This is a genomic window from Pseudomonas sp. B21128 (assembly GCF_044218865.1).
Lineage (GTDB): Bacteria > Pseudomonadota > Gammaproteobacteria > Pseudomonadales > Pseudomonadaceae > Aquipseudomonas > Aquipseudomonas iridis.
In genome coordinates, this window is the sequence record NZ_CP162590.1 from 2,839,056 (window position 1) to 2,864,214 (window position 25,159).

The 25,159-nt window shown below is 57.7% G+C and carries 25 protein-coding genes and 1 pseudogene; 9 read left to right on the forward strand and 17 right to left on the reverse strand.

Annotation, left to right across the window (positions count from 1 at the left end; all coding sequences use genetic code 11):
- The first annotated feature begins 124 nt into the window (after positions 1 to 124).
- The 3 genes from AB4P91_RS12580 to AB4P91_RS12590 are packed head-to-tail and all read left to right on the forward strand — an operon-like array spanning position 125 to position 2,169.
- Entirely contained in the window at positions 125 to 550 is a 426-nt protein-coding gene (locus tag AB4P91_RS12580; RefSeq protein ID WP_150592918.1) for an SgcJ/EcaC family oxidoreductase, read from the forward strand.
- Positions 551 to 590: 40 nt separating this feature from the next.
- The gene (locus tag AB4P91_RS12585) at positions 591 to 935 is read left to right on the forward strand and encodes a YciI family protein (RefSeq protein WP_008081988.1); all 345 of its coding nucleotides are present in this window, start codon (positions 591 to 593) and stop codon (positions 933 to 935) included.
- Positions 928 to 2,169, forward strand: coding sequence for an RNA polymerase sigma factor (locus AB4P91_RS12590; RefSeq protein ID WP_395604887.1), 1,242 nt, complete (start codon positions 928 to 930; stop codon positions 2,167 to 2,169). Before AB4P91_RS12585 ends, AB4P91_RS12590 begins: the two co-directional genes overlap by 8 nt.
- A 665-nt stretch (positions 2,170 to 2,834) precedes the next feature.
- Here the strand turns inward: AB4P91_RS12590 and AB4P91_RS12595 are convergent.
- A complete protein-coding gene (locus AB4P91_RS12595) occupies positions 2,835 to 3,689 on the reverse strand; it encodes a LysR family transcriptional regulator (protein ID WP_150592921.1) in 855 nt (284 codons plus the stop codon).
- An 89-nt stretch (positions 3,690 to 3,778) separates the two neighbouring features.
- On the opposite strand from AB4P91_RS12595, the gene AB4P91_RS12600 reads away from it, so the two are divergent.
- The gene (locus AB4P91_RS12600; protein WP_150592922.1) at positions 3,779 to 4,216 is read left to right on the forward strand and encodes a multidrug/biocide efflux PACE transporter; all 438 of its coding nucleotides are present in this window, start codon (positions 3,779 to 3,781) and stop codon (positions 4,214 to 4,216) included.
- Between the two features lie 54 nt (positions 4,217 to 4,270).
- Here AB4P91_RS12600 and AB4P91_RS12605 read toward each other — a convergent pair whose 3' ends face one another.
- Positions 4,271 to 5,773 carry an inorganic phosphate transporter gene (locus tag AB4P91_RS12605; RefSeq protein WP_395604958.1) on the reverse strand — a complete coding sequence of 501 codons (1,503 nt, stop codon included), beginning with the start codon at positions 5,771 to 5,773 and terminating at the stop codon, positions 4,271 to 4,273.
- Between the two features lie 1,635 nt (positions 5,774 to 7,408).
- Between AB4P91_RS12605 and AB4P91_RS12610 the strand changes: the two genes are divergently transcribed.
- The gene (locus tag AB4P91_RS12610; protein WP_395604959.1) at positions 7,409 to 8,017 is read left to right on the forward strand and encodes a methyl-accepting chemotaxis protein; all 609 of its coding nucleotides are present in this window, start codon (positions 7,409 to 7,411) and stop codon (positions 8,015 to 8,017) included.
- Between the two features lie 263 nt (positions 8,018 to 8,280).
- Here AB4P91_RS12610 and AB4P91_RS12615 read toward each other — a convergent pair whose 3' ends face one another.
- Together AB4P91_RS12615 and AB4P91_RS12620 are read right to left on the reverse strand one after the other, a co-directional pair.
- The gene (locus tag AB4P91_RS12615; protein WP_150592925.1) at positions 8,281 to 8,586 is read right to left on the reverse strand and encodes a PepSY domain-containing protein; all 306 of its coding nucleotides are present in this window, start codon (positions 8,584 to 8,586) and stop codon (positions 8,281 to 8,283) included.
- A 162-nt stretch (positions 8,587 to 8,748) separates the two neighbouring features.
- Positions 8,749 to 9,876 (reverse strand): glycerophosphodiester phosphodiesterase, encoded by a 1,128-nt coding sequence (locus AB4P91_RS12620; protein ID WP_395604888.1) that lies wholly within the window; start codon positions 9,874 to 9,876, stop codon positions 8,749 to 8,751.
- Positions 9,877 to 10,098: 222 nt separating this feature from the next.
- On the opposite strand from AB4P91_RS12620, the gene AB4P91_RS12625 reads away from it, so the two are divergent.
- On the forward strand, positions 10,099 to 10,425 hold the full coding sequence (locus AB4P91_RS12625) for a DUF2025 family protein (protein ID WP_115146165.1): 327 nt from the start codon (positions 10,099 to 10,101) through the stop codon (positions 10,423 to 10,425).
- Between the two features lie 292 nt (positions 10,426 to 10,717).
- On the opposite strand, the gene AB4P91_RS12630 is transcribed toward AB4P91_RS12625, so the two are convergent.
- The 3 genes from AB4P91_RS12630 to AB4P91_RS12640 all read right to left on the reverse strand — a co-directional run bounded on the left by AB4P91_RS12630 (position 10,718) and on the right by AB4P91_RS12640 (position 13,583).
- Positions 10,718 to 11,248 (reverse strand): DUF1003 domain-containing protein, encoded by a 531-nt coding sequence (locus AB4P91_RS12630; protein ID WP_042560565.1) that lies wholly within the window; start codon positions 11,246 to 11,248, stop codon positions 10,718 to 10,720.
- Positions 11,249 to 11,431: 183 nt separating this feature from the next.
- A complete protein-coding gene (locus AB4P91_RS12635) occupies positions 11,432 to 12,751 on the reverse strand; it encodes a PAS domain-containing methyl-accepting chemotaxis protein (protein WP_150686878.1) in 1,320 nt (439 codons plus the stop codon).
- Positions 12,752 to 12,974: 223 nt separating this feature from the next.
- Positions 12,975 to 13,583, reverse strand: a complete 609-nt coding sequence (locus AB4P91_RS12640) for a TetR/AcrR family transcriptional regulator (protein ID WP_150592929.1) — start codon at positions 13,581 to 13,583, stop codon at positions 12,975 to 12,977.
- 217 nt (positions 13,584 to 13,800) lie between these two features.
- Between AB4P91_RS12640 and AB4P91_RS12645 the strand changes: the two genes are divergently transcribed.
- Positions 13,801 to 14,856: an MBL fold metallo-hydrolase gene (locus tag AB4P91_RS12645; RefSeq protein ID WP_395604889.1), complete on the forward strand. Its 1,056-nt coding sequence runs from the start codon at positions 13,801 to 13,803 to the stop codon at positions 14,854 to 14,856.
- A gap of 67 nt (positions 14,857 to 14,923) precedes the next feature.
- On the opposite strand, the gene AB4P91_RS12650 is transcribed toward AB4P91_RS12645, so the two are convergent.
- Together AB4P91_RS12650 and AB4P91_RS12655 are read right to left on the reverse strand one after the other, a co-directional pair.
- A complete protein-coding gene (locus tag AB4P91_RS12650) occupies positions 14,924 to 15,241 on the reverse strand; it encodes an XRE family transcriptional regulator (RefSeq protein WP_150592931.1) in 318 nt (105 codons plus the stop codon).
- A gap of 60 nt (positions 15,242 to 15,301) precedes the next feature.
- Complete coding sequence (locus AB4P91_RS12655; RefSeq protein WP_395604960.1) at positions 15,302 to 16,102, reverse strand: AraC family transcriptional regulator; 801 nt, start codon at positions 16,100 to 16,102, stop codon at positions 15,302 to 15,304.
- Positions 16,103 to 16,214: 112 nt separating this feature from the next.
- Between AB4P91_RS12655 and AB4P91_RS12660 the strand changes: the two genes are divergently transcribed.
- Both AB4P91_RS12660 and AB4P91_RS12665 read left to right on the forward strand, forming a co-directional pair.
- Entirely contained in the window at positions 16,215 to 17,030 is an 816-nt protein-coding gene (locus AB4P91_RS12660; RefSeq protein WP_395604890.1) for a sulfite exporter TauE/SafE family protein, read from the forward strand.
- Between the two features lie 63 nt (positions 17,031 to 17,093).
- Positions 17,094 to 18,290 (forward strand): hypothetical protein, encoded by a 1,197-nt coding sequence (locus AB4P91_RS12665; protein ID WP_395604891.1) that lies wholly within the window; start codon positions 17,094 to 17,096, stop codon positions 18,288 to 18,290.
- Between the two features lie 3 nt (positions 18,291 to 18,293).
- Here the strand turns inward: AB4P91_RS12665 and AB4P91_RS12670 are convergent, their stop codons facing one another.
- The 8 genes and pseudogenes from AB4P91_RS12670 to AB4P91_RS12705 form a co-directional block, all read right to left on the reverse strand.
- Positions 18,294 to 19,283, reverse strand: a complete 990-nt coding sequence (locus AB4P91_RS12670; protein WP_395604892.1) for a hypothetical protein — start codon at positions 19,281 to 19,283, stop codon at positions 18,294 to 18,296.
- A 180-nt stretch (positions 19,284 to 19,463) separates the two neighbouring features.
- Positions 19,464 to 19,697 carry a hypothetical protein gene (locus AB4P91_RS12675; RefSeq protein WP_395604893.1) on the reverse strand — a complete coding sequence of 78 codons (234 nt, stop codon included), beginning with the start codon at positions 19,695 to 19,697 and terminating at the stop codon, positions 19,464 to 19,466.
- A 61-nt stretch (positions 19,698 to 19,758) separates the two neighbouring features.
- Positions 19,759 to 19,989 carry a hypothetical protein gene (locus AB4P91_RS12680; RefSeq protein ID WP_150597765.1) on the reverse strand — a complete coding sequence of 77 codons (231 nt, stop codon included), beginning with the start codon at positions 19,987 to 19,989 and terminating at the stop codon, positions 19,759 to 19,761.
- Positions 19,986 to 21,182: a colicin E3/pyocin S6 family cytotoxin gene (locus AB4P91_RS12685; protein ID WP_395604894.1), complete on the reverse strand. Its 1,197-nt coding sequence runs from the start codon at positions 21,180 to 21,182 to the stop codon at positions 19,986 to 19,988. The genes AB4P91_RS12680 and AB4P91_RS12685 overlap by 4 nt, the downstream gene beginning before the upstream one ends.
- 179 nt (positions 21,183 to 21,361) lie before the next feature.
- Positions 21,362 to 22,075: an HNH endonuclease gene (locus AB4P91_RS12690; protein WP_150597766.1), complete on the reverse strand. Its 714-nt coding sequence runs from the start codon at positions 22,073 to 22,075 to the stop codon at positions 21,362 to 21,364.
- 101 nt (positions 22,076 to 22,176) lie between these two features.
- Positions 22,177 to 22,623: pseudogene (locus AB4P91_RS12695) on the reverse strand (phage antirepressor protein); the annotation flags it as partial.
- A gap of 174 nt (positions 22,624 to 22,797) precedes the next feature.
- Positions 22,798 to 24,048, reverse strand: coding sequence for a ribonucleotide-diphosphate reductase subunit beta (locus tag AB4P91_RS12700; protein ID WP_042560552.1), 1,251 nt, complete (start codon positions 24,046 to 24,048; stop codon positions 22,798 to 22,800).
- Positions 24,049 to 24,598: 550 nt separating this feature from the next.
- Complete coding sequence (locus AB4P91_RS12705; protein WP_042560551.1) at positions 24,599 to 24,859, reverse strand: DUF2790 domain-containing protein; 261 nt, start codon at positions 24,857 to 24,859, stop codon at positions 24,599 to 24,601.
- Between the last annotated feature and the right edge of the window lie 300 nt (positions 24,860 to 25,159).

Genomic DNA, 25,159 nt, shown 5'->3' on the forward strand with positions numbered 1-25,159 from the left:
TACAAAGATGAGCTTCGGATTCTAGCGACTTTGCCTCCTGCGGAATTTTTTTGTTTTGGTTGTCGATCTGCCGAAGTGCCGAACGACTAAGGGTGTCTTTCCAACAAAAATCACGGAGAACACCATGAGCGCACAAGCTGACATTCAAACCCTGATCAATACCTACCGCGACGCCGTCATGACCAAGGACGTGGAGAAAGTCATGGCGCTGTACGCCGACGACATCGTCTCGTTCGACGCGATCAAGGCCCTGCAATTCAAGGGCAAACCGGCCTACCGCGCGCATTGGGTGGACTGCATGCAGATGTGCCCCGGCCCGCACATTTTCGAGTTTCAGGAAGTCGTCATCGAAACCGCCGACAACATCGCCTTCGCCCACTGGGTCGCCAATTGCGGCGGCACCAACGAGAAGGGTGAAACCCAAAGTTGCTGGATGCGCGTCACCGCCTGCTATCGGCAGGTCGGCGGCGCGTGGCGGATTGCCCATGAGCACTGGTCGGCACCGTTTGATCCGATGAGCGGCGCGACGCTGTTCGATGTGCAACCGTGATCTTCAGCCATAGTTGATCCGTTCGAATCAGGAGCACGCCATGAAGTATCTATGCCTGGTCTACAGCGATGAACGCCTGCTGCACTCGTCGCCCGACAGCCCCGAAGACGCCGAATGCTGGGCCTATGCCGAGTCGATTCAGGGCAGTGGGCGGATGGTTGCCGCCGAGGCGCTGGAGTCAGTGCAGACCGCCACCACGGTACGCATGCGCAACGGCAAATTGTCGATCACCGATGGGCCGTTCGCCGAAACCAAGGAGCAACTGGCCGGCTTCTACCTGATCGACGCCAAGGATCTCAACGAAGCGATTCAGGTCGCCGGGAACATCCCGGCGGCTCGGGTCGGCAGCGTTGAAGTGCGCCCCGTGCGGCAGTTGAATGTCTGAGGTCGCGGCGCGGGTCGAGCAGGTCTATCGCGAAGACTCGCGGCGGATTCTGGCGACATTGATCCGCCTGCTCGGCGACTTTGACCTTGCCGAAGAAGCGTTGCACGAGGCGTTCTTTGTCGCGGTCGAGCGTTGGCAGCGTGACGGCGTGCCGGACAATCCACGCACCTGGCTGGTGTCAGCCGGGCGTTTCAAGGCAATCGACGTGTTACGCCGCCGTGCACGCTTCAAAGCCACGCAGCCATTGTTGCTGGCGCAACTCGAAGAGCTCGAAGAGGCCGACTGGAGCGACGAAGACGTGGAAGACGATCGCCTGCGGCTGATCTTCACCTGCTGTCACCCGGCGCTGGCGGCGGATGCGCAAGTGCCGCTGACCTTGCGTGAAGTCTGCGACCTCACCACCGAGGAAATCGCCCGCGCTTTTCTTTCGGCGCCGGGGGCCATTGCCCAGCGCATCGTGCGCGCGAAAGCCAAGATCCGAGACGCGAAAATCCCTTATCAAGTCCCCAGCCTGAGCGAACTGCCCGAGCGACTGGACAGTGTGTTGCGGGTGATTTATCTGGTGTTCAACGAGGGCTATTCGGCGTCGATGGGTGCTGAGCTGACCCGCGAGGACCTGACCCGTGAGGCGATCCGGCTCGGGCGATTGCTGATGGAGTTGTTGCCGGAACCCGAGGTGATGGGGTTGCTGGCGTTGATGCTGCTGCACGAGTCCCGGCGCCCGGCGCGCACTTCGCCCGATGGCGAATTGGTGCTGTTGGACGATCAGGATCGCTCGCAGTGGGATGCTGAGTTGATCGCTGAAGGTTGCGCGTTGGTGGAGCGGGCGCTGACCACCCGACGATTCGGGCCGTATTGCCTGCAAGCGGCAATTGCCGCCGTGCACGCCGAGGCGCCAACCGCCGAGGAAACCGATTGGCAGCAGATCGTCGGGCTGTATGACGTGTTGTTGCGGGCGATGCCTTCACCGGTGATCGAGTTGAATCGCGCGGTGGCGGTGGCCAAACGGGATGGGGCGTTGGCAGGATTGACGTTGATCGAGGGGATACTGGCGCGAGGGGAGTTGCAGGACTACCACTTGGCGCATTCGGCGCGGGCGGAGTTTTGTCGGCAGTTGGGCAGGGTAGAGGAGGCGCGGGTGGCTTATTTGCGGGCGTTGGAGTTAACCCGGCAAGCGCCTGAACGGCGTTTTATTGAAGGGCGGCTCAGGGCGCTGGAATGGCCCTCACCCTAACCCTCTCCCAAGGGGAGAGGGGACCGATCGGGGAATATTGGAGAGTCTCACCGACTTGCACGATTAACTTTGAATCCATAATCGCTCGGTATTTCAAGTCGCTGAATGCCGCCAGACACCTCGGTCGGGTCCCTCTCCCCCGGGAGAGGGCTGGGGTGAGGGGGCTTTTGCTCTTTGTTGGTTGTTGCTGTTTCGAATCCACAATCAATTCGGTTTTTCAGATCACTGAAAGACGAAAGACACCTCGGTCGGCTCCCTCTCCCCCCGGGAGAGGGCTGGGGTGAGGGGGCTTCTGCCCTTTGCTGGTTGTTGCTGTTCCGAACCCACAATCAATCCGGTTTTTCAGATCACTGAAAGACGAAAGACACCTCGGTCGGCTCCCTCTCCCCCCGGGAGAGGGCTGGGGTGAGGGGCTTCTGCCCTTTGCTGGTTGTTGCTGTTCCGAACCCACAATCAATCCGGTTTTTCAGATCACTGAAAGACGAAAGACACCTCGGTCGGCTCCCTCTCCCCCCGGGAGAGGGCTGGGGTGAGGGGGCTTCTGCCCTTTGCTGGTTGTTGCTGTTTCGAACCCACAATCAATCCGGTTTTTCAGATCACTGAAAGACGAAAGACACCTCGGTCGGCTCCCTCTCCCCCCGGGAGAGGGCTGGGGTGAGGGGCTTCTATTCCAGCATCTTGCTCAGCAACCAGCTCCCCGCCGGCCCCGGCGGATAAAGCCGCGACCACAAGGCATCGACAAACACCGGTTTCGGCCAGCCGCGCACGGTCAGCTCCACCAGCGTGCCATTGCCGAAACGCCCCACCAGCCAGCGCGGCAACGGCGCCCAACCGAAACCCATTTCGGCCATTTCCATCAGCATCAGATAACTCGGCGCCGACCACACGCGGCCCTTGGCGCGACTGTCGTAGGGATTGACGATCGTCGCCAGACGCAACTCGCGATGCTGCTCCAGGATTGGCTGATCGACGTGTTCCAGTGTCGCCAGCGCATGGCCGCGACTGACGAACAGGGCAATATCGGTGCGCTCGGCCACAGTCGAGGTCACCAGGTCCGGCGGGTAATTGTCCTGCATCTCGGCAAACGCCAGATGCGCCCGACCGCGCTGCACCAGTTCGATCAAGTCATCGCATTCGGCAATCAGGCATTCGAGTTCCAGGTCCGGATAGCGCTGTTCAAACCCGAACAGCGCCGCTTCGAAACGCGCGGATTGATAGGTGTCGGAAATCGCCACGGTCAACTTCGGCTCAACACCTTGGGACAATTGCCGCGCGGTCATTTCCAGGCGACTGTTGGCCGTCAGAATCGCCTCGGCGCGTTGCAGCATGACGTGGCCGGCGGGTGTCAGCGTCGGTTTGCGGCTGCTGCGATCAAACAAGACCAGGTCCAGATCAATCTCCAGACTCGCCACCGCCGCACTGATGGTCGACTGACTGCGGCCGAGTTTGCGCGCCGCCGCCGAAAACGATCCTTGGGTCGCCGCCTGGACAAACGCCAAAAGCACTTCTTGCGAGGCCATGAACTATCGCCTTGATCGATGGTTATTGGTTTTGAAGTATCGGTGGGGGCGCAGATCATGGCAACCACCTTCACTCAAGGAGTCAGGCCATGACTGCCCAAAAATCCATCACTGAACGCATCTTGCAGGCTGTCGGTTTCGAATTGCTGGCGATTCTGATCTGCACGCCATTGCTGGCGTGGATCATGAAAAAGCCGCTGCTCGACATGGGCGCGGTGACGGTGTTGATCGCGATGCTGGCGCTGGGCTGGAACGTGGTGTTCAACCGGTTTTTCGACCGCCTGCTCGAGCGCATGAATGTTGCCCATAACGCTTGGGTGCGGGTCGTTCACGCCTTGCTGTTCGAGGGTGGTTTGATCGTGATGGGCGTGCCGCTGATTGCCTGGTGGCTGTCGGTCAGTCTGTGGCAGGCGTTCTTGCTCGACATCGGCGTGTTGCTGTTTTTTCTGCCGTACACCTATGTGTATCACTGGGGTTACGACGTACTCCGCGAGCGCTTCCTGATGCGCAACGCCTGCCAGGGCTAACCCTCATTTCCGTGTAGGAGCTGCCTTCCGCAACTCCTGCAGTGGGATTTTCGGTTAGAAGATCTGGGTGAACAGCCAGTAGAGGCTACCCGACAGCAGGATCGCCGCCGGCAGCGTCAGCACCCACGCCATCAGCAGATTACGGATGGTCCTCATCTGCAATCCACCGCCATTGGCAACCATGGTCCCGGCCACCCCTGAGGACAGCACATGGGTCGTCGACACCGGCAAACCAAACATGTCCGCGGCACCAATGGTCAGCATCGCCACGGTTTCCGCCGAGGCGCCTTGCGCGTAGGTCAGGTGGGTGTTGCCGATTTTTTCGCCCACCGTCACCACGATGCGTTTCCAGCCGACCATGGTGCCGAGCCCCAATGCGATAGCAACGGCGATCTTCACCCACAGCGGGATAAACCGTGTGGCGTTGTCGATCTGTTGCTTGAACAGTTGCAGCTTGCCTGCGGTGTCGGCGTCGAAGTGGCCGACCTTGTTCTTGTCCATCAGGCGAATCGATTCGCTGGCCAGGTACATGTCATTACGCACGTTGCCCATCGCCTCGGCCGGGACTTTCGCCAACGAACCGTAGCCTTTGACTTCGTCGCCAATGTGCCCGGTGAGGGCGGCGAGGGCGGGGATCAGTTGCGGCGTGGCTTCCTTGCTGCGCACGTAATCCGAGAGGATCGGGCGCGGATCGGCAGGTGCCGGCTGCGGCGCACTTTTCACCAGGGCTTGTTGGGTGACTTGCGCCACGGCGGCGAACTGCAGCGATTGCTCTTCGGGCATGGTGCGGTTCAATGCATAGGCCATCGGCAAGGTGCCGACCAGAATCAGCATGATCAGGCCCATGCCTTTCTGGCCGTCGTTGGAGCCGTGGGCGAACGATACGCCGGTGCACGTCAGGATCAGCAGACCACGAATCCACCATGGCGGCGGGGTGTTGCCTTTCGGTGCCTTGTACAGCGCGCGGTTCTTCACGAATGCGCGCAATGCCAGCAGCAACAGCGCCGCACAACCAAAACCCACCAGCGGTGAAAGCAGCAACGCATAACCAATCTTGGTGGCCTGCGCCCAATCGACACCGCTGGTGCCGTCGCGGCCATGCATCAAGGCATTGGCCACGCCGACGCCGATGATCGAACCGATCAGGGTGTGCGACGACGAGGCCGGCAAACCCAGCCACCAGGTGCCGAGGTTCCACAGGATCGCTGCGATCAACAGGGCGAAGATCATCGCGAAACCAGCAGACGAACCGACCTGCAGAATCAGCTCCACCGGCAGCAGTGCGATGATGCCGAATGCCACCGCACCGCTCGACAGCAACACGCCGAGGAAGTTGAAGAACCCCGACCAGACCACCGCAACATTCGGCGGCAGCGAGTGGGTGTAGATCACCGTGGCGACGGCGTTGGCGGTGTCGTGGAAACCGTTGACGAACTCAAAACCCAGCGCAATCACCAACGCCACGCCGAGCAGCAGAAATGGCGTCCAGGTGGTGACCGTCGTGCCGACTTCCTGAACGTCGTGCATCAGACTGTAGGCGGTGAACAGCATCCCCATGGCCAGCACTGCAAAAAACAATACGTAGGTGAACGGGCTGGTTTTCTTGTCGAGGGATGGCCTGCCGCTGGCGGCGGACGCTGGGCTGGCGGTCAGGGAGGGAGTAGCCATGAGAGGACAATCCTGAGCGAGGGAAGGAATGTCGCCCATGATCGTTGCAGAATGTTACAGAGAGACTGCCTCAGGTCAGTGTTTGGTTCGTCAGCTCAACCACTGATCTGAAGAGCGGTGAAGCACCTGTGTGGGAGCGAGCTTGCTCGCGAAAGCGGTGTGTCATTCAACAGTGATGGTGTTTGGCACGTCGCCTTCGCGAGCAAGCTCGCTTCCACAAGGGGAGGTTATTGATCTGAAGATCTTGATAATCCCCACGCTTGCGAAATGCCCACCGCCTCGCAACCCCAAATCATCGCAATGTCACATGACGTTTGTGTGACAGCTAAATGACGTCAAATCAAAGTGTTACCGGCGGTCGCGATTCGTTCAAGAAGGGCTCTGGCGCGCCGATCTCAGGTGAGTTAGGTTGCGCGCCACTGGCCGTTGGCCAAGGTTCGCCGACAGGGACGTCCGGCAATATTTCACGCCTTTTACTGGCGTGCCTCATCCCTGTCCTGAGTATCTGCGATGCTGCAAAAATCCCTGAGAGCGCAAATTCTCGCCCTGCTGAGCGGTAGCCTGCTGGCGGTGTTGTTGATCGCGCTGGCGTGTTTTCACTTCCTCTCCAACGGCGTGCAAAGCTACAGCCAATTGATCGCCGGCCCGTTGCACACTTCGCAATTGATCGATGAAGCCAACCTGCAATTCAAGGTGCAGGTACAGGAATGGAAAAACGTCCTGCTGCGCGGCAAGCAGCCTGCGGATCTGGCCAAGTACTGGAGTCAGTTTGAAGATCGCCAGCGCGATGTGCAGAGAATCCTCGGCGAGCTGGCCAGCCAGAAAGGCATCGAGCCAAGCCTGAAAACCCGCATCGAGCGCTTGCGTGAAGAGCATCGTCAGTTGGCCGGCGCCTACCAGAAGGGCCGTGATGCCTACGTCGCCGCGGGTGGCGATTCTGCTGCCGGCGACGCCGCTGTCAAAGGTGTCGATCGCGCCGCCAGCGATCAGATGAGCGAGCTGGTCGCCGAATTGCGCAAGCAGGGCACCGAGCAGTCGGCGCTGATCAGTGCCGAGGCCGATCGCACCGTATGGCTGGGGCTGTTGGTGATGCTCGCTTCGGGTCTGTTGATCGGGCTGTTGAGCCTGTGGCTGGTCAACCGCAACCTGATCGAACCGATCCGCAACCTCATCGACTACGTCACCCAACTGAGCCGCGGCAAACTGGCCGAACGGGTGGTCAGCGACCGTCAGGATGAGCTGGGTAACCTCGCCGCCGCAGCCAATACCCTGCGCGATTTTCTCGCGGATACGTTCACCCGTTTGCAGCGCAGCGCCAGTGATCTGGACAGCGCCAGCGGCGAGTTGAACGCCATCGCCACGACCATGGCCGGCGGCACCAACGAGCAGTTCAACCGCACTGATCAGGTGGCCACGGCGATGAACGAAATGTCCGCCACCGCCCAGGAAGTCGCGCGTCACGCCGCCGATGCCGCGCGAGCCGCCGACGATGCTGACCAGTCCGCCCAGCAGGGTGAAAAGGTCATGCAAAGCACCATCCATTCCATCACGCTGATGCGCAGCGAAATCGCCAACACCGCCACGGTCATTCGTCGTCTGGAAGCCGACAGTGGACGCATCGGAAAAGTGCTGGAAGTGATTCGCGGCATCGCCGAACAGACCAACCTGCTGGCGCTCAATGCCGCGATTGAAGCGGCGCGCGCCGGTGAGGCCGGGCGCGGTTTTGCGGTGGTCGCTGACGAAGTGCGCAACCTGGCGCAGCGCACGGCGGAGTCGATCATCGAAATCAACCAGATCATTCAGAGTGTGCAGACGGGCGCGGTAGACGCGGCGCAAGCCATCGATAGCGGCCAGACCCGCAGCGACGAAAGCGTTGAGCAAGTGACGCAGGCAGGCGCCATGCTGGAGCGCATCACCCACGCGGTGGAAGCGATTCGCGACATGAACCGTCAGATCGCCACGGCCGCCGAAGAGCAGACTTCGGTCGCCGAGGACATCTCGCGCAACCTGACCGAGATCACCTCGATCGCCAGCACCAACCTCGACAATGTGCAGCGCACCGAAAGCGCCAGCCAGAATCTGCACGGCCTGTCCGGGCAACTGAACGAAGTCACCGCCCGCTTGAGCGCGTGATGCCATGGCCCCTCACCCTGGCCCTCTCCCGGGGGGAGAGGGGACCGACCGGAGTGTTCTCGCGTCATCCATCGACCTGAAGATTCAGTGTCGAGCTCCGGATTCGACTATTCCCCGATCGGCTCCCTTTCCCCCTCGCCCCCTCGGGGGAGAGGGCTGGGGTGAGGGGGGCGATTTTTCTTGCGACACATCATCCAGGCCAGACCCCAGACGTAAAAAAGCCGCACGATCTTACAATCGTGCGGCTCTGGTTAAACGGTATATCAAGTGTCTTGCTTGTCGCTCAGCACTTTGCCAGTGGTGGCATCGAAGTCGACGTCGAACTCTTTGCCATCAGCCGTTTTCAATTCAACTTCATACTCGTAACCGTTGAAGTGGTTGTCCAGGTCGGTGTCAGTGATGGTCGCACCCGGATGCAGTTTCAGTGCAGCCTCGTTCATCGATTCCAGCGACTTGATCTTGCCGGACTTGACCAACTCAGGGATCTGATCGACGCGTACATCAGCCTGAGCGATACCAGCGGTGAGGGTCAGGGCAGCAGCGGTAAACAGGGCAGTCAAAGTTTTCATAAGTTCATTCCTTGGTTTGTTTAAGTGCGTGTTCTGTTGAAGTGAGTTCAGATTAGCCAGCGCAACTTAATTCACCCTTAAATTTGCAAACTCTTGATACAACGCGGGCATAGAAGCTGTGGGAGCGTACTTTACCCGCGATGAAGGCGCGTTGTTCAGCGATCATAAACCGTTGCGCTTTAACACCTGATCAACACTACCGGCCGCCGGGTGTTTGTAGAACTTCAACAGTTCACTGGCGCGGTTGGTAAAGATACCGTCGACGCCTGCGGCCATGACTTTTTCGAAGTCCACCGGTTCATCGACCGTGTAGACATGCACCAGCATCCCTTGGTCATGGGTGTACTGGTTCATCCACGGTTGCACCAGATCCGAATAGCTCTGGTCGCCACCTTGGGTGAGCTTCGCCGAAGGGCCTGTGCCGATAGCGCCCTGAGCCTTGGCGTAATCAATCCACTTTTTGAATTCAGCTTCGGATTTCGGTTCCTGCTTGCCATAGAAAGCGTTTTTGTCTTTCTCACCGGATTCGGCAAACGTCACCTTGGATTTCGGCTCTATGCTGCCTTCGCCGACCCACAGCAGCAGAATCTTCGGCACTTGCGGCATTTCCTTTTGCAGCAGCTCGAGGCTGTTTTTCTCGAAGGTCTGCAGGATCACCTTGCCTTTGCCTTGACCGACACCCAACGCACTTTTCGCCAGTTTCGAGCCGGCCGGGCTGAGCCAGCCGCGATCCTGCAGTTTCTCCTTCAAGTCTTTTTCGAGGCCGGGGAACAACTGCGGCTCTTTGGTCTCGATGTACAGGCCCGGTTTGTGCTGCGGATTGGCTTGGGCGATGTCGATGACTTCATCGAGGGTGAGGATTTTCAACCCGGCGTAGGACGGGCGCGCGCGGTCCGGGTATTGGGTGTTGTACCAACTGCCGGCATCGAGGGTTTTCAGCTCGGCCATGGTGAAGGCGTTGGCCGGGCTGTCCTTGCGATCCGGGAATTTACTGGCAACGTCGGTGGTGCGCTGCAGATTGTCATCGTGCAGCACGAACAACACGCCGTCCTTACTGCGTTGCAGGTCCATTTCCAGATAGTCGGCACCGAGGTCACGGGCCAGTTTATAGGCTGCAGCGGTGGATTCCGGTGCATCGAAGGACGCGCCACGGTGGGCGATCACCGCCGGGTGCGGGATGCCGTGAGCCGCAGCCACGGCGCCCGGATCGCTGTGCGTGGCGGCATGCGCCTGACTGAAGCCAAGCAACAGGCTCAGCATGAGGGCGCTTTTGGTGAAAGTGGCGGGCATGGTCGAGTTCCTTTCGCAGGGCATTTTAAAAGACGTACCTTTTAACAACTGAATCGATTGCATGCTATCGCCAGACCGACATAAACCTATTAAAAGCGATATTTCCTGCACTTTTGTGGTGCTGTTTGCAGTACGCTTGCCCTCGGCAGACGTCCCGGCAGAGGGCGCGCCGTTCAGTTGTCCTGCGTGTAAACCATCGATCAACATTTCGTGAGGTTTACCATGCGCATCACCTCCCAACTCATCTGCCAGGCGGCCGACGACCTCAAGGGCTTTGTCGGCCTCAACCGCAAGACCGGCCAGTACATTGTGCGTTTCAGCGAAGACTCATTCGGCATGGACGTAGCGGATGACGGCATTATCCCGACCAGCGAATTCGTCTGGGCCCCGATTTCGCCAACGACCATGACGTTGAAGCGAGAGCTGATTCAGCTGCTGCTGGATCAGAATATTGACGACCGGATCAACATCACCGAGCCGTTGCGGGTGTATATGAGCAAGCGTGAAGTGCCGGAGATTGAAGCGGTGCGGAGTTTGGTACGGGGCTGAGGTTTTGGCTGTGGCTGTCAGGGCCCCATCGCTGGCAAGCCAGCTCCCACAGGTACGGCGTGATCTTCAGAGCAACACCTAACCTGTGGGAGCTGGCTTGCCAGCGATGGGGCCTGTGAGTACATCGCAATACTCACTGGCCAAATCAATATTCTCGCTCCACCCGACACACCCGCGTATGAAACGCCGAATACCAGATCGACCGACCACGCTGCTGAATAAATTCCGTAGATCGTGGCCATCATGCGCTGGGCGGTCACGTGAACCAGGGCGAGCCTTGCGGTTGCCCTGATCAACGCTGTGGGTTCTGGCACACGTGAGCGTGCAGCTCGCTGGTTAGGCCTTCGATGCGCTCCGTGAGGTTTTTCGTCATTTCGGTAAGGCGGGTGTTTTGTTCCAGTAGCGCCAGCAATTGCGCGGAGTTCTTCGCCGCTTCAGCCTGACGTTCGGTGTTGGCCTGTGCCAGCGCTTCGCGGTGCTGCGCATCGGCGTCAGCCTGCGCTTTGTCTCGCGCGGCCTGACGGGTTTGCGCGAGCAGGATCAGTGGCGCGGCGTAGGCTGCCTGCAGGCTGAAGGCCAGGTTCAGCAGGATGAACGGGTAGACGTCGAATTGAGTCACGCCCCAAACGTTGAGGCCGATCCACACCGCAACAATCAAGGTTTGCGCGCCAAGGAACAGCGGCGTGCCGAAGAACCGCGCAAAGGCTTCGGCGCGCAGGGCGAAGGCGTCGTTGCCGAAAGTCGTGTTCAGGTGGGCGTGGGGCCGGTGAAAGCGCAGGTGATCGATGGGGGCGGGGGATGTTTCGGGTTTTTCGCTATTCATGGTGTGCTCGGCAGGACTTCGGACGTGCCGTCACTATAGCTCTGCGTAGTGGCGGCCGGCCTTTTCGCTGGCAAGTCCGCACAGGTTCAGCAGTCGTACACAACATGTGTGATTGACTCAGCCCCTGTGGGAGCGGGCTTGCCCGCGAAGGTCGCGACTCGGTCTATCGCCTCTGCACAACCCTCAATTCGGCGCCCGCTCATTGGCAAACATGCTCACCGCCTGCACCGCTTCGCTGGCGCCATCACGAATCTGCAAGATCACCGTACCCGCCTGATCCGCCAGTTCCACGCCTTGGGCCGCACGATCGCGGGTGCCGTCCATGCTCTTGATCGCCTGGCGGGTTTCGCTCTGGATCAAGCCGATCATGTTGGAAATTTCCGCTGTGGAGCCGCTGGTACGCGCCGCCAGTTGCCGCACTTCATCGGCCACCACCGCAAAACCACGGCCCTGTTCACCGGCGCGCGCCGCTTCGATGGCAGCGTTGAGCGCCAGCAAGTTGGTCTGGTCAGCAATCGCGCGAATGGTGTTGACGATGGCCGTGATCTGCTCCGAGCGTTCACCCAGATGGGCGATCAGCGTCGAAGACGCGGCAATGTCCTCGGCAATTTCGCGCATTTCGCTGGCCGCTTGTTGAATGACCTGAGTGCCTTGTTCGGCGACTTTCCGCGTCTCGACCGAGATGTGATAGGCGGCGCTGGCACTGCGCGCGTCTTGCTCGTGTTGTTCGACCCGAGCGGTGACGTCCGAAGCGAATTTCACCACTTTGCACAAACGGCCGGAGGCGTCGTAAACCGGGTTGTAATTGGCCTCCAGCCAAACAGTCTGGCCGCGCTTGTCGACGCGTTCGAACTGGCCCTGAAAGAGCTCCCCCTGATTCAACCGTCGCCAGAAATCCTGATACGCGCTGCTGTTGACCAATTCTGCGGTGCAGAACAAACGGTGATGGTTGCCTTTGAGCTCGGCGAGTGTGTAGCCCATGCGCGTCAGAAAATTCTGGTTGGCCGTGATAATGCTGCCGTCGAGGTTGAATTCAATCACCGCCATCGCCCGGTCGATAGCGTCCAACTTGGCATTGGCCTCGCTCTCCTGCTGCACCTTGGCCGTGACGTCCATCGCGTACTTGACCACTTTCACCACGCGTCCGGCGGCATCCTTGATCGGGTTGTAACTGGCTTCGAGCCAGACTGGCCGGCCCTGGCTGTCGACCCGTTCAAAGGTGCCGGATTGAAACTGGCCGTTTTTCAGGCGTGACCACAGTTCGTTGTACTGAGCGCTGCGGCCAAACGCGGCCGTGCAGAACATTCGATGCGGTTGGCCGATTACCTGCTCGGCGCGATAGCCCATGGTCTTGAAAAAGTTTTCGTTGGCGCGCATCACCACACCGTCGAGATCGAATTCGACCACCGCCATGGAGCGGTTGATGGCGTCAAGGAGACCATTCTGTTCAGTGATGATTTGCTGGAGGTTGTCGAGGGCGGATTTGTGGCGATTGAAGAACATGTGAGCAGTACCCCGGAAGTAGGAAAAAGACGTGACTGGTGTCCTTGTTCCCGCGCTGGCAGGTCGAATGCGTGAAAAATGTTCAGCATTGCCGCTAAATTGCCAGCATCCAGGCTGACGGGCAAATCTTATACAGTCTTTATAATCTTGTACAAGATTTACCTGCTTAGAAACATTGTAAAGTTTGCTGATGATTGAGCTGCGTCATGTGCGAGCCGGTGGCTCATTGTTGGTAACGCGCCAGAAACATTTCCAATGCCGATTCGGCAACGCTGCTTTGCATCGCCGCGTCGAGTGGCGGCTGGCCCATGGAAATCTGCGGCCAGAAGCCGAATGACTTCAGCAAACCGTGCACCTGTTTCGCAGCAAAATCCGCGTCCACAACATTCAACCTGCCATCAGCCTGAGCGGCACGAATCCACACGGTCAGGCCTTCCTCCCGCTCACCCATGCGCGCGACCATATCCTGCGCACGCTCTGGAGAGTGGATGGTCGCGGCAATCGCCACGCGCGCGAGTCCGAGGAAGTTGTCATCGGCCATCAATTGCAGCTTGGCCAGGAACATCTGACGTAATTGCCCGCTCAACGGCTGATCCGCGCTGTACGTGACGACTTGCTCTGCGCTGATACGCGCCCACAGTTGGTTGAGAATTTCGGCGAAAAGCTCTTCTTTGCTGGGGAAATGGTTGTACACCGTGCGCTTCGACACACCGGCAGTCGCCGCGATTTTGTCCATGCTGGTGATTTCGTAACCGTTGGCACGGAACTCGGCAATCGCCGCCTGAATGATGGCTTCGCGTTTGCGGTCGGTGAGGCGCTGTGGAGCTGTCATGAGTACGCTTCGGCAGGAAAAGAGTGAAGTTACACTTGGCAGTTTACTTGTCATCTTGTTTGATGCAACCTAGAAACTACACCGTCGAGTGTAATGTTGCGTTAATCCTCGCAGCCTAAAAAACAGACCGTTTCGGCTGATGCGTGCGTGCTTTGGCCATTTATCGTCCCACCGAGGAAAACCGTGAATAGCGCGGGTTTTCTGGAGTCACTCAGTCATGGCCAATCCAGTTTCCGTTCCGGATAAAACATCCACGCCTGAAGCCTCTCGACAGGATCAAGGGCTGTTCCGCAATCATGCGCCGGTGCAACGCGAAGGCTTGCGCAAAATGCTACGGATCATGTGGAACATGATCTTCCATAAACCCCGCAATACCCGACCTGCCGCGGCAATTCCGGTGCAACCGCTGACCCGTGAAGATCTGCTGGCAGCGCCAAACCACAGCGTTTTTCGCCTCGGCCACTCGACCCTGTTGCTGAAGCTGCAGGACAAATTCTGGATCACCGACCCGGTCTTCGCTGAACGCGCCTCGCCCGTGCAATGGGCCGGCCCGAAGCGTTTCCACCAACCACCGATCAGCCTCGACCAGTTGCCACCGATTGAGGCAGTGATCCTGTCCCACAACCACTACGACCACCTTGATTACGAGGCGGTGCTCAGGCTGGCGGTCAAAACCAATCTGTTCCTGACCCCGTTGGGTGTCGGCGACACACTCATCAAGTGGGGCATCGACGCGAACAAGGTGCGCCAGTTTGACTGGTGGCAAGGCACTGAAATCGCCGGTGTCCGCTTCATCGCCACCCCATCGCAGCACTTTTCCGGTCGTGGCCTGTTCGACGGCAACAGCACCTTGTGGGCGTCATGGGTGATGATCGACGGCGACAAACGCATCTTCTTCAGCGGTGACAGCGGCTACTTCGATGGCTTCAAACGCATCGGCGAACAGTTCGGCCCGTTCGACCTGACACTGATGGAAACCGGCGCCTACAACGTCGAATGGCCCCATGTGCACATGCAACCCGAACAAACCCTGCAAGCCCACATTGACCTAAAGGGCCGCTGGCTGTTCCCGATCCACAACGGCACTTTCGACCTGGCGATGCATGCCTGGCATGAACCGTTCGATCGGATTCTGGCGCTGGCCTGGGAGCGCAGCATTTCGATCACGACGCCGCAAATGGGGGAGGCGTTCAACATCAGTCAACCGCAGCGCGGCAATGCCTGGTGGTTGGGGGTTGAAGGGGAGAGTGAGGGAGTTGTGCAGAACGCCTGATCCCCTTCAGTCGGTGCTGATGTTGACTTTGGTGGTGACGAGGAATCCATCCCGTCGCCACAAACCCTCACTCAGCCATCGCATATTCCCCATGCCCTGCTGATTCCGAAGCCATCGCGTTCAAACTCGCACTACGTCCCGGCGCAAACCCGGGAAAAAACACCAGCCCCTGCGACTCAAACCGGTAGGCCAACGCCAGGCGTGCCGCGTCCGCCACCTCTTGCTGCGCTTCAAACCGTTGAATGTCGCCTACCGAAACTTCAGCCTCCCGCGATAGCTGTTCCACGCTCCAGCCCAGCATTCCTCTGGCCTGCACGCAGTGCGTCGGGGTGAACTGGAAAAGGGCAATGCGTTCGAGGATGTGGTTCATCGCAAGAGAGGCCATGGTGTGCTCCGGGCTCAAGAGTGCTGATTGAAAATGTACTGTGTTTTTGTACAGTTGTTTTCAGTCGGGATCAAACGCATTTTTTGATTTGGCCTGATTTGTCGCCTCCAACCAGACGGACGGTGGCTGGCCGAGGATGCGCCGGAACATCGTCGAAAACGCTGCGTGGCTTTCGTAGCCAAAGTCCAAGGCTATTCGCGTCACCGCTTCACCCGCCGCCAACCGTGCCAACGCGAGCACCACGCAGGCCCTTTGCCGCCACTCACTGAAGCTCATCCCGGTCTGCTGGCGAAACACTCTGTTGAAGGTGCGTAAGCTTATGTGTAACTGCTCGGCCCAATGTTGTGGCGACTGATGGGCGTTGGGCTGATGCAGAAAGTTCTGACACAGCGCGAGTAGTTTTCCGTCGACCGGCAACGGAATGTGCAGGGGCAACGGAGCACTGCGTGTAATTTCGTGCAGCAACAAATCGATGAGCAAACCGTCGCGCCCACTCGGGTCGTAGGCCAGCGGAACCTCCACCGCTTCCATGAGCAGATGGCGCATCAACGGTGACACGTCGATGACCTGACAGCGTTCGCCCAAATCAACCGCCCCCGGTTCGATGTACAAACTTCGGGTACTCACCCCAAGCATCAACACCTCATGCGCCACCCCCGGCGGAATCCACACCGCCCGTTGCGGCGGCACCACCCAGTTGCCGTCATGGGTGCTGACCTGCATCACTCCCGTCGCGCCATAGAGCAATTGCGCTCGACGATGCGTATGAAAGGGCAGCAGATGACCGTGGGAATAATCCGTACCGATCGCCACCACCGGGCGCGGCGTGTCATCCAGCAGATTGATCGAAACATTGCGCATCAAGTGGTGCTCAGTGGTTGGCGTAAACGCAAACATTATTGGCTGACTTGCTGAAGCAGGCCAAGCCCTGTCGCTTTATCGTCGACCGCTCCCCACAACCGGACGACCCACCATGTTCTATCTCCTGCTGACACTCTTCGGCTGCCTGACCGGCGTCACCGCGGTGCTCTTTGGGTTCGGTGGCGGCTTCGTCGTTGTGCCGCTGCTCTACCGAATGCTCACCGCCAGCCACGGCGCCGACGACCCCATCGGCCAATCAGCGATGCACATCGCCGTCGCCACTTCGACCTGCGTGATGATCGTCAACGCACTGATCGCCACCGACAAACACCGCCGCGCCGGCAATCTCATTCGCGATTACCTTTGGCCGTTGGGCGGGTTCATCGGATTGGGCGCGATCCTCGGCGCGATCGCCGCCGTGTGGGTCAGCGGCGAAGTCATCCGCTATGCGTTCATCGCCTACCTTGGCGTGACCATCATTGATTGCCTGCTGCGACGCGGATTCCTCACACACGCTAAAGACGCAGTCCCACGCCGATTGGGCAGGATAGAAACGTCCGGCGGCGGTGTAGGCATTGGTGCTATCGCGACGTTTCTTGGTGTAGGAGGAAGCGTCATGACCGTGCCGCTCCTGCGCCGTTGCGGGTTGAGCATGTCCCAGGCCACATCCATGGCCAATCCGCTGAGCGTGCCGGTGGCAGTGGCCGGGACCCTGACGTACATGGCGCTGGCCGGTATCAGCGAGACAGATCTCGGGCCGTGGTTCATCGGGTATGTGGATCTGCTGGCGTTTGCGCTGTTGACGGTGGGGTCGTTACTGGGGATTCGATTGGCGACGCGATGGATCGGGCGGATACCGGATCGGGTGCATGCGTGGGTTTATGTTGGATTGTTGATAGTCGTGATGCTGGGGATGCTGCTCAAGTAGAGCCTCGATTCCTGCGCGCATCCTCTGCATACTTCGCAGCCTCATTCATTCAGGGATCGACTCATGCTCAAGGGACTGCTGCGCCTGGCGCCATACGCCGCGGCGCTGTTCACACTGATTTCCGCCGCCCATGCTGAAGATGGCCGACGCGTATTCACCGGTACGTTGGGTAAAACACCGATTGTGGTGGAGCTCAATACCACGCAGCCGGACGAAGTGAATGGCCGCTATTTCTACGAGAAATACCATCGCGATCTGGCACTCAGCGGTTCGTTGCACGAAAGCACTTTGACGCTGGTAGAAGGTGAAAACCGCTATGGCGAAGATGAGCCGTTACCAACTTTGAAGCTGGAAGAAACCGGCAACGGCTGGCAGGGTGAATGGCAAAGTCCGCAGGGTAACAAACTGCCGGTGAAGCTGGCTGAGGCCAAACTCCCAGCGCCGACCTCAATGACTTTGCCATTTATTGCCACGCTGCCCCAAAGTGCACCGTATGAGTATTTGCGCCTACAGGGACTCAAGCTCAAACCCGCGAAGAAAGAAAACTTCATGGGCTACGACCTGCAGTGGTGGACTGAGCCAGAGTCGAAGATCTCCTTGTTCAGCGTGGAATCCGGTTTACCAAAAGATGACCTTCAGCGGGTCAATCAGCAGTTGCTCGGCAGGTTGTGGCGCGAGGTGATCAGTTATCACGGCTGCCTGCTGCAAGGCGGCGTGAACACCGACTTCATGCAACAAGCAGAACCGAAGATGATCTCGCCAGCGGTGGTCAGTCTTAACATCTCCACCAGCTATTACTGTGGCGGTGCACATCCGGACTTCGGCGATTCACCCCTCAACCTTGATGTACGAACCGGCCATACGTTGTCTTTGGCTGACGTGTTATGGGTCGGAGCGGGCAAGCCACTGTCACATGCCGACCGCGACAGCACAGGTGACCAGCCGTTGAGTGCTTCGGAAAGTGAAGCGTATTCAACTTATCAGCGCGAAGTGCTGGTGCCTTGGCTGATCAAGCAGTTCACCACGCTTTACCCCAATGAAATGAAGAAACCAGCGGAGGACGACGACAACGCTTGCGACTACAGCGACGAAAGCATTTGGGGATACTCACCCTGGTACTTCACCGCGAAAGGTCTCTATCTCGGCCCTTACTTTGCTCGTGTGGCCCGCGCTTGCGATGCGCCAGACTGGTCGATCCTGCCGTACTCCGTCGTCAAGCAACACCCCGGCGCCGTCAAACTGCAACTGCCCCGGGGTTAACCGTCACTCCAGACCCGGCGCTTCACGAATAATGAAGTGATCCAGGTTCTCGATATTGGCATTGAAGACCTCGAAAGGCTTTTCGGGGTTCTTCTTGCCCGGCACCTGCTTCAACTCCGGCGTCACACCAAAGAAAAAACAGAACAACGCCTTGTCGCTATCAGCGGCGTGCTTGATCTCCTCCAGAAACGCCTTGCGCTTGCGGTAGTTGTCGATCAGCTTCTTGTTCAGATAAACACTGACCGCATAAGGCTTCTTCTTACTGTCCTCCGGCTTCTTGAACCAGACCTTGTCTACGAAATCGATCCGGAAACTGGCGCCGCTGTGAAAGTCTTCAATCTTCTTGATCCGCCCCCAGTAAATCAGCCCCTTGTTGTCCGTCAGATACTCGATCTTCTTGAAGAACGAACTGTACGGCGCCGAATGCTCACCGACCTTCAACGGCATCCGCTTGAGCAAATCCTTGTCCGCGAAGTTGGAAACAAAACACTCCACCGGATGCGCGAAAACACTGGTCTTGTCCGGCGCCGACTCACGATTTGCGGACTCTTTTCCACTGTCCGCCGCTACCCGAACCGGATCATCGCGCAACACATCCGCAGCTCCCGCGGGCGCGACAGGTTTGCGCACATACTCACGCCGCGTGAGCAACAGCTCCGACGGGAAGTGCTCCTCGCGACCGTCATCCGCCTCGCCATCTGCCGCTTCAACTCCCGAGGCTGAAGCTTTCAAACTCACATAAGGACAACCCACCACATGCTGCGTCGTGGGCAGGTTCTTGAAGTGCGGCGTGCGAACGTAATTCACGTTCTTGGCGTTGAACGTGCCCAACTCGTTGGAAGCCTCGAACGCAGAGCGGCAGGCATCGTTGGGGCACTGGAAGTGTTCTTTGGCGGAATCGAACGCCACCGTCTCGTCGAAATTGAGATCGCGAACGTCATAGATCGACAACTTGTCGTCGAGGCTGAGGCAGTAGGCGAGATCGAATTTCATGGTGGGGCTCGGATCCTTGAGTGGGGGAGGGGTATTAATAGCGGGAGGTGGCGCGGGTTGCACTGATTGTTTTCAGGATGATGCGGAATCTGTGGGAGCCAGCCTGCTGGCGATTGGTGGGATCAACTCAATCGTCGATCCCGACAGCAACCTCGCAAGACACGATAGGCGACTAAATTTTTAGTTTCCGTAGCTAGCGAGTTGGTAATCGTATTGAGGATCGTAGAAAGATTTTCCGGTCAACGTTTCCAGTTGTGCTAGCTGCTGAAAATCAAGATCGTAACCGTAGAGTTCGTCTTCTGCGTCGTTCCATTTCATGATGACTCGCAGCTGCTCGATAGCCTCTGCCGAAATAGGCACTTCGAAAATCAGGGCTTCGGAGGATCGATCAAACGCATAAATTACGTGAGTCATGGTTCTATCCTTCTCTTTGCAGAGGCCGGTTTGTTCTGCTCACCGGTGTCAGAACCATCGTTTACACATTGCAGCTGAGCTGGAATTTATAAGCAGGGTTATAGATTTCTTTCCCCAGTAGTTTTTCCAGGGCTCCAAGCTGTTCGTGCGAGAGATCGTATCCCTCCCATCCTTGCTGTTCCACCGTCCATCCCATGATGGTTTTTATCGCCTGATCTGATCCACTTGGGAGTTCCTCTTCAAAAGCCAGGAAACTGCTTTCTTTATCAAATGCCTCGATTAGATAGATCATGGTTCTACTGTCCTCGTGCCGTCCGCTGGTTTGGTTTGCGCGCCAGTTGCTGGGTCATACTCACCGAGATGGCGACCTCGTTTGTCATACATCTCGACAGTACCGTGTTGTGAGTCCCATTCAAAAATCAGTCCTTTTCTGGTTTTCCATCGCTTTCTAAGCCCGCCGCCTCCTTTAACGGAAGTCTTACGATCTGCCTTGATCGCGTCCGGGAACGCTGCAAGTCCGGACGGTGCCGGATGATATTTGTGATCAGAAACACTCACCACAATATAAACCGGCCTGACCCCCGAACTCTCTGGAAACACCAGAATGAAATCCCTGTACTCCGGTGGGTAAACCGGATTCACAAGGATGTCGTTCGCCGCTTTTGTTGGCGGGTAAACCCAGATGTGCGGGGCCTGCGGGGCGGCTTCCAGAGCAGGAATGCCGAGGATGTCGGAGCCGTCAACGGCGGGTGTCCAGATCAGCTCGACGCCTTCACCCAGGTTGGCGACGTACTGGCTGTCGCGGGTTTCCAGCTTCACGACATCGACCATTTCCCAGTCGCGATTCTTGCCAGTGTAGAAGGCATAACCTTTGAGACTGCCATCGGTTTGTTGCTCGATGCGCAGGCGAACTCGGGTGCGGGCCTGCTTGAGGGCGCGCAATTGTTCCTCGGTGTAGAGAGCGCTGTCACCCAGGCTGGGCGTCCAGAGCAAAGCGACCATGCCGGTCATGAGTGCGGCACCGGTAGCGCCGATGGCGGCTCCAAGACCTGTTGCTGGCGTGGCGAGTGTCGGGCTTCGCAGAGCAAGGCGCCCGAGGCCGAGTGAAACGGTATTGCCGCTAATGGTTTGCAGATTCAGCAGCCCGGCATCATCGGCCTCACGAGTACCGAGCAACGCGAATTCGCCGTAATTCCTCAGGCTGTCGGTCGGCACCATCCCGCAGGGATTCGAGTAATCAATGATTGCATCCGGCAGCTTGCAAGACTTCGCGAACACGCATCCGGCCCGAACCGCCTCGTCTTTTTTGACAGCGACCTGCAGGCTGCCCTCAAACGCATCCTGCCGGGCGAGCATGGCCTCGTAAGCGTTCTGCCTGGCTTCGCGCTCGGCCAGTTCGGTCGTGTTCATGAACCGGTAGGTGACGTGATGCCCGTCACCTGAAGGTGGGTTCCTGACCCGGGGAATATCCTTTTTGCCAGCCACTGATCATCCTTTCGTTCATTTATCGGTAGCACCGGAAAGAAGCCGGGCGACGTTAACGAAGGTGATGCATTGAGGCTGTAGGACGGGTCTTGGATCAGGTTAGGAATTGTCGCTGTTTAATTTGGAGGTCAGTGCAGAGCCCTTAGGACGCTGGGATTCCCCGGCACAAGTTTGATCCTCTATTCAGGCCTCAACCGCTCGACTTTCTTATAAAACTCAGCGGTGAACTCTTTTTTATCGCGGGAATGGTGGCAACGACGATGGCAGTTCGGGCACAGCGCGACCGTGTTGCATATGCGGTCGGTTCCGCCATCAATAAGGTGCTTAACATGGTGGACTTCAAGAAAGGGGCGGCCGTTTGCACTAACGAATGGTGCGGTTTGCCCGCAACCTTCACAAATGCCTTGGGAGTGCTTGAGTACCCATTTCTTTACGCTCTGGGCGCGGGCAAGTCTCACGACAGTGGAGGTCGTCTCTTTAGGGTTAAGAACGCCCACTGGCGCTTCATTTTGTTGAGGTGCAGTGACCTCGACCAACTGAAGCGGAGTAAATGTAACAGCTCGCTGTTCGCCTTTTCGTAATGCGTGGATGCCCTTCTTCGCGAGGAGTTCCTTGATCCGTTTACTCACGCCAGAACCAAGGTTCTTTGCAGAAACGTAGCCAGTAATTCGCTGCTGCCCCAATTGCTCCATCACCGCAGAGATGTTCTGCATGCGGTACTCGACGGAGGAGGCACTGCGTTTGCTCAGTGGGCCTTCACGCAACAGACGGTTTTCGTCTGCCTTTTTGAATGGCTGGTTTTGCTGCTCAAGAGCCAACATCTTCAGATAAGCGTCCACCGAAGCCTCTAGCTCCTCATCGCTCCAGCCAGTCTTTTCTTTCGAGGTATCCATACAGTCGCCGAGGGTTGAAAACCCTCGGACGATACTGAGTGGCCATTACTGCTGTCTACGAAAATTCCTACAAAAAATAGCGAAGGATCTCGCATGTGATCCTACAAGAGCATCGCTTTCCCCATTGAATGCTTCGACGACTGAAACGCATGAGCGAGCCTTCGCCACCAAGGCTTCGTCGTCATAGCTTTTCGTGGTGTCTGATCGCTCAACAGATAGGGCATGTCCCGCAGCCGAATCCAACTTTCATCCTGCCAATGCAGCAGACTCAATGACATCTCCGGCCAATCCAACAAACTCAACAGCGGCCGATCTGAATGGCCCAAGTGTTCAGCATCGCGCAAGGCCGGCACCACCTGATGAGTCAACCACTCACGCAACAATCGATTCCCCGGAACGTAGTGATACACCAATAGCGCGTAGACGCCGGACTCGCTGAGCATCAGTTGTTTTTCGGGTTGTCGGAAATACTCAATCCACTAAACGCGACGCTGATCCTTGTCCAGTTTGTTGACCATGCGTTCGCTCAGATGGACACCCATCAAGCGGGTATCAATGCTGAAGCGGCTGTAACTGCTGTAGGAGATTTAGCGCTGCGGTGTAGGGATGGAAACGGATTACCCATCGCCCATAAAAAAGCCCCGATTAAATCGGGGCTTTTTGCTTTCTCGACTTGTCGACTCAGGCAGCAATCGTCAAATCGTGGCGAGCGAGACTATTAGTTAGTCCCAGCTCAGAGCACCACCAGTTTGGTATTCGATCACACGAGTCTCAAAGAAATTCTTCTCTTTCTTCAAGTCCATAATCTCGCTCATCCAAGGGAACGGGTTAGTCGTCCCTGGGTACTCTTCTTTCAAACCAATCTGCGACAAACGACGGTTAGCGATGAACTTCAGATAATCCTCCATCATCGCCGCGTTCATGCCCAGTACGCCGCGAGGCATGGTGTCACGGGCGTATTCGATCTCCAGCTGCGTACCCTGCAGGATCATCTGGGTCGCTTCTTCCTTCATCTCGGCGTCCCACAGGTGTGGGTTTTCGATTTTGATCTGGTTGATCACGTCGATGCCGAAGTTCAGGTGCATGGATTCGTCGCGCAGGATGTACTGGAACTGCTCGGCGACGCCGGTCATTTTGTTGCGGCGGCCCATGGAGAGGATCTGGGTGAAGCCGCAGTAGAAGAAGATGCCTTCCAGAACGCAGTAGTAAGCGATCAGGTTGCGCAGCAGCTCTTTGTCGGTTTCGACGGTGCCGGTTTCGAACTTCGGATCGGAGATCGAACGGGTGTATTTCAGGCCCCAGGTGGCTTTTTTCGCGACCGATGGGATCTCGTGGTACATGTTGAAGATCTCGCCTTCATCCATGGCCAGCGATTCGATGCAGTACTGGTAGGCGTGGGTGTGGATCGCCTCTTCGAAGGCCTGGCGCAGGATGTACTGGCGGCATTCCGGGTTGGTGATCAGGCGGTACACGGCCAGGACCAGGTTGTTGGCAACCAGCGAGTCGGCGGTGGAGAAGAAGCCGAGGTTGCGCATCACGATGCGGCGCTCGTCGTCGGTCAGGCCTTCCGGGTTTCTCCAGAGGGCGATGTCGGCGGTCATGTTGACTTCTTGCGGCATCCAGTGGTTTGCGCAACCGTCCAGGTACTTCTGCCAGGCCCAGTCGTACTTGAATGGCACGAGTTGGTTGAGGTCGGCGCGGCAGTTGATCATGCGCTTTTCGTCAACGGCGACGCGGGCGGAGGCGCCTTCGAGTTCGGCGAGGCCTTCGGCGACGTCGAGGGAGTTCAGTGCAGCCTTGGCGCGGGCCACGGCAGCCGAGTCACTGGCCGTTACGGCGCGTGCTTCGAGGGCGGCGGCACCGCCGGCGCTGTCGAGGCGGTCCATGTTGGCTTCGGTAGCGTGGCCGGCGTTGGCGCCTTTCACTGCTGCTACTTCACTGTCTTCTTTGTCGAATTCGTCCCAGCTCAGCATGACGTGTCGTCTCCTGCGTGAGGGCCTGTCGCCCGTGTGAAACCTGATGGTTGGTTTTTCACACGGCCATACAGACCGCGTTGGATCTAAAGGAATCGTTTTTTGCAGCAGCTAAGGCAGGCAATAAAACAGAATTTTGTTCGGGGTTCCGAGAGCCTCTGACGGGCGCAATCAGCGTTGGACGCTGCTGCGGGGCTTCAGACTGGCTTTTCATCCCTGTAAGGGAATATTGCTGTCCCGATTAGGGCGGCATTATAGGGAAAAAAACACGGCTGTGCTGAGGCGAATCCGCACATGGAGCGGTCGAGGAGGATGGTTTTTCGAGGAGAGTGAGGGTTTACAGGGCTTTGCCGGGGATAGATTTTTTTTTGGAAAAATATCGCAGTTGTGGATTTGATCAAAAAACGTACAAAAAACTGCGTTTTTCACTACATCTAGTGTTTTGCAAGCCTTTTAAACGACTTCAGACACAACTGAGCCCGACCGAAGTCGGGCTGGAATCGACCCTCAATGTTGCGCAGAGCGGTTCAATTCGGTGCAGTCTCAATCATCAATTGGTGCAGCCGTTGCCCATCACGCTATAGCGCAGGATGTGACGCTGGCCTTTGGAGTCGTCGTACTCCATTTTCGCCGGTACCACTTCGCAGACATTGGGAATCTCGCTCATCGATACAACGTTGGCGATGTCCAGGTGAGTCGAGTAAGTGTATTCCTCGATGATCGGTTGTTGCTGTGCGACATCAGTCGGGACCTCGTCTGCCATGGCGGTTACGCACAGACTGCTGAGGGCCAGAACCAATAAAGCTTTCATTTCAAAGTTACCTTTTTGAGGTCGAGTGGGGTCACGCAACCTTTTTGGGGTTGCGTGTGGAGCTTGAGTATTTGATGCATTACCTGGAGAGCTGGATTAACGGCCTTCGTGGGGGCTGTAACGTTGTTAATCGCTTTGCCTTGTTGGCGAGGTGAATTTTAGGGAGGTAGGGCAGGGGTAAACAGAGCGGGTTTTGATAAACACTTTTGGCAGATTTGGTAACAATCGCTGGATGTCGTGTCTGCGGCGAAGCGGTGTGTCTGATAGACCGAGTGGCCTGAATCGCTGGCAAGCCAGCTC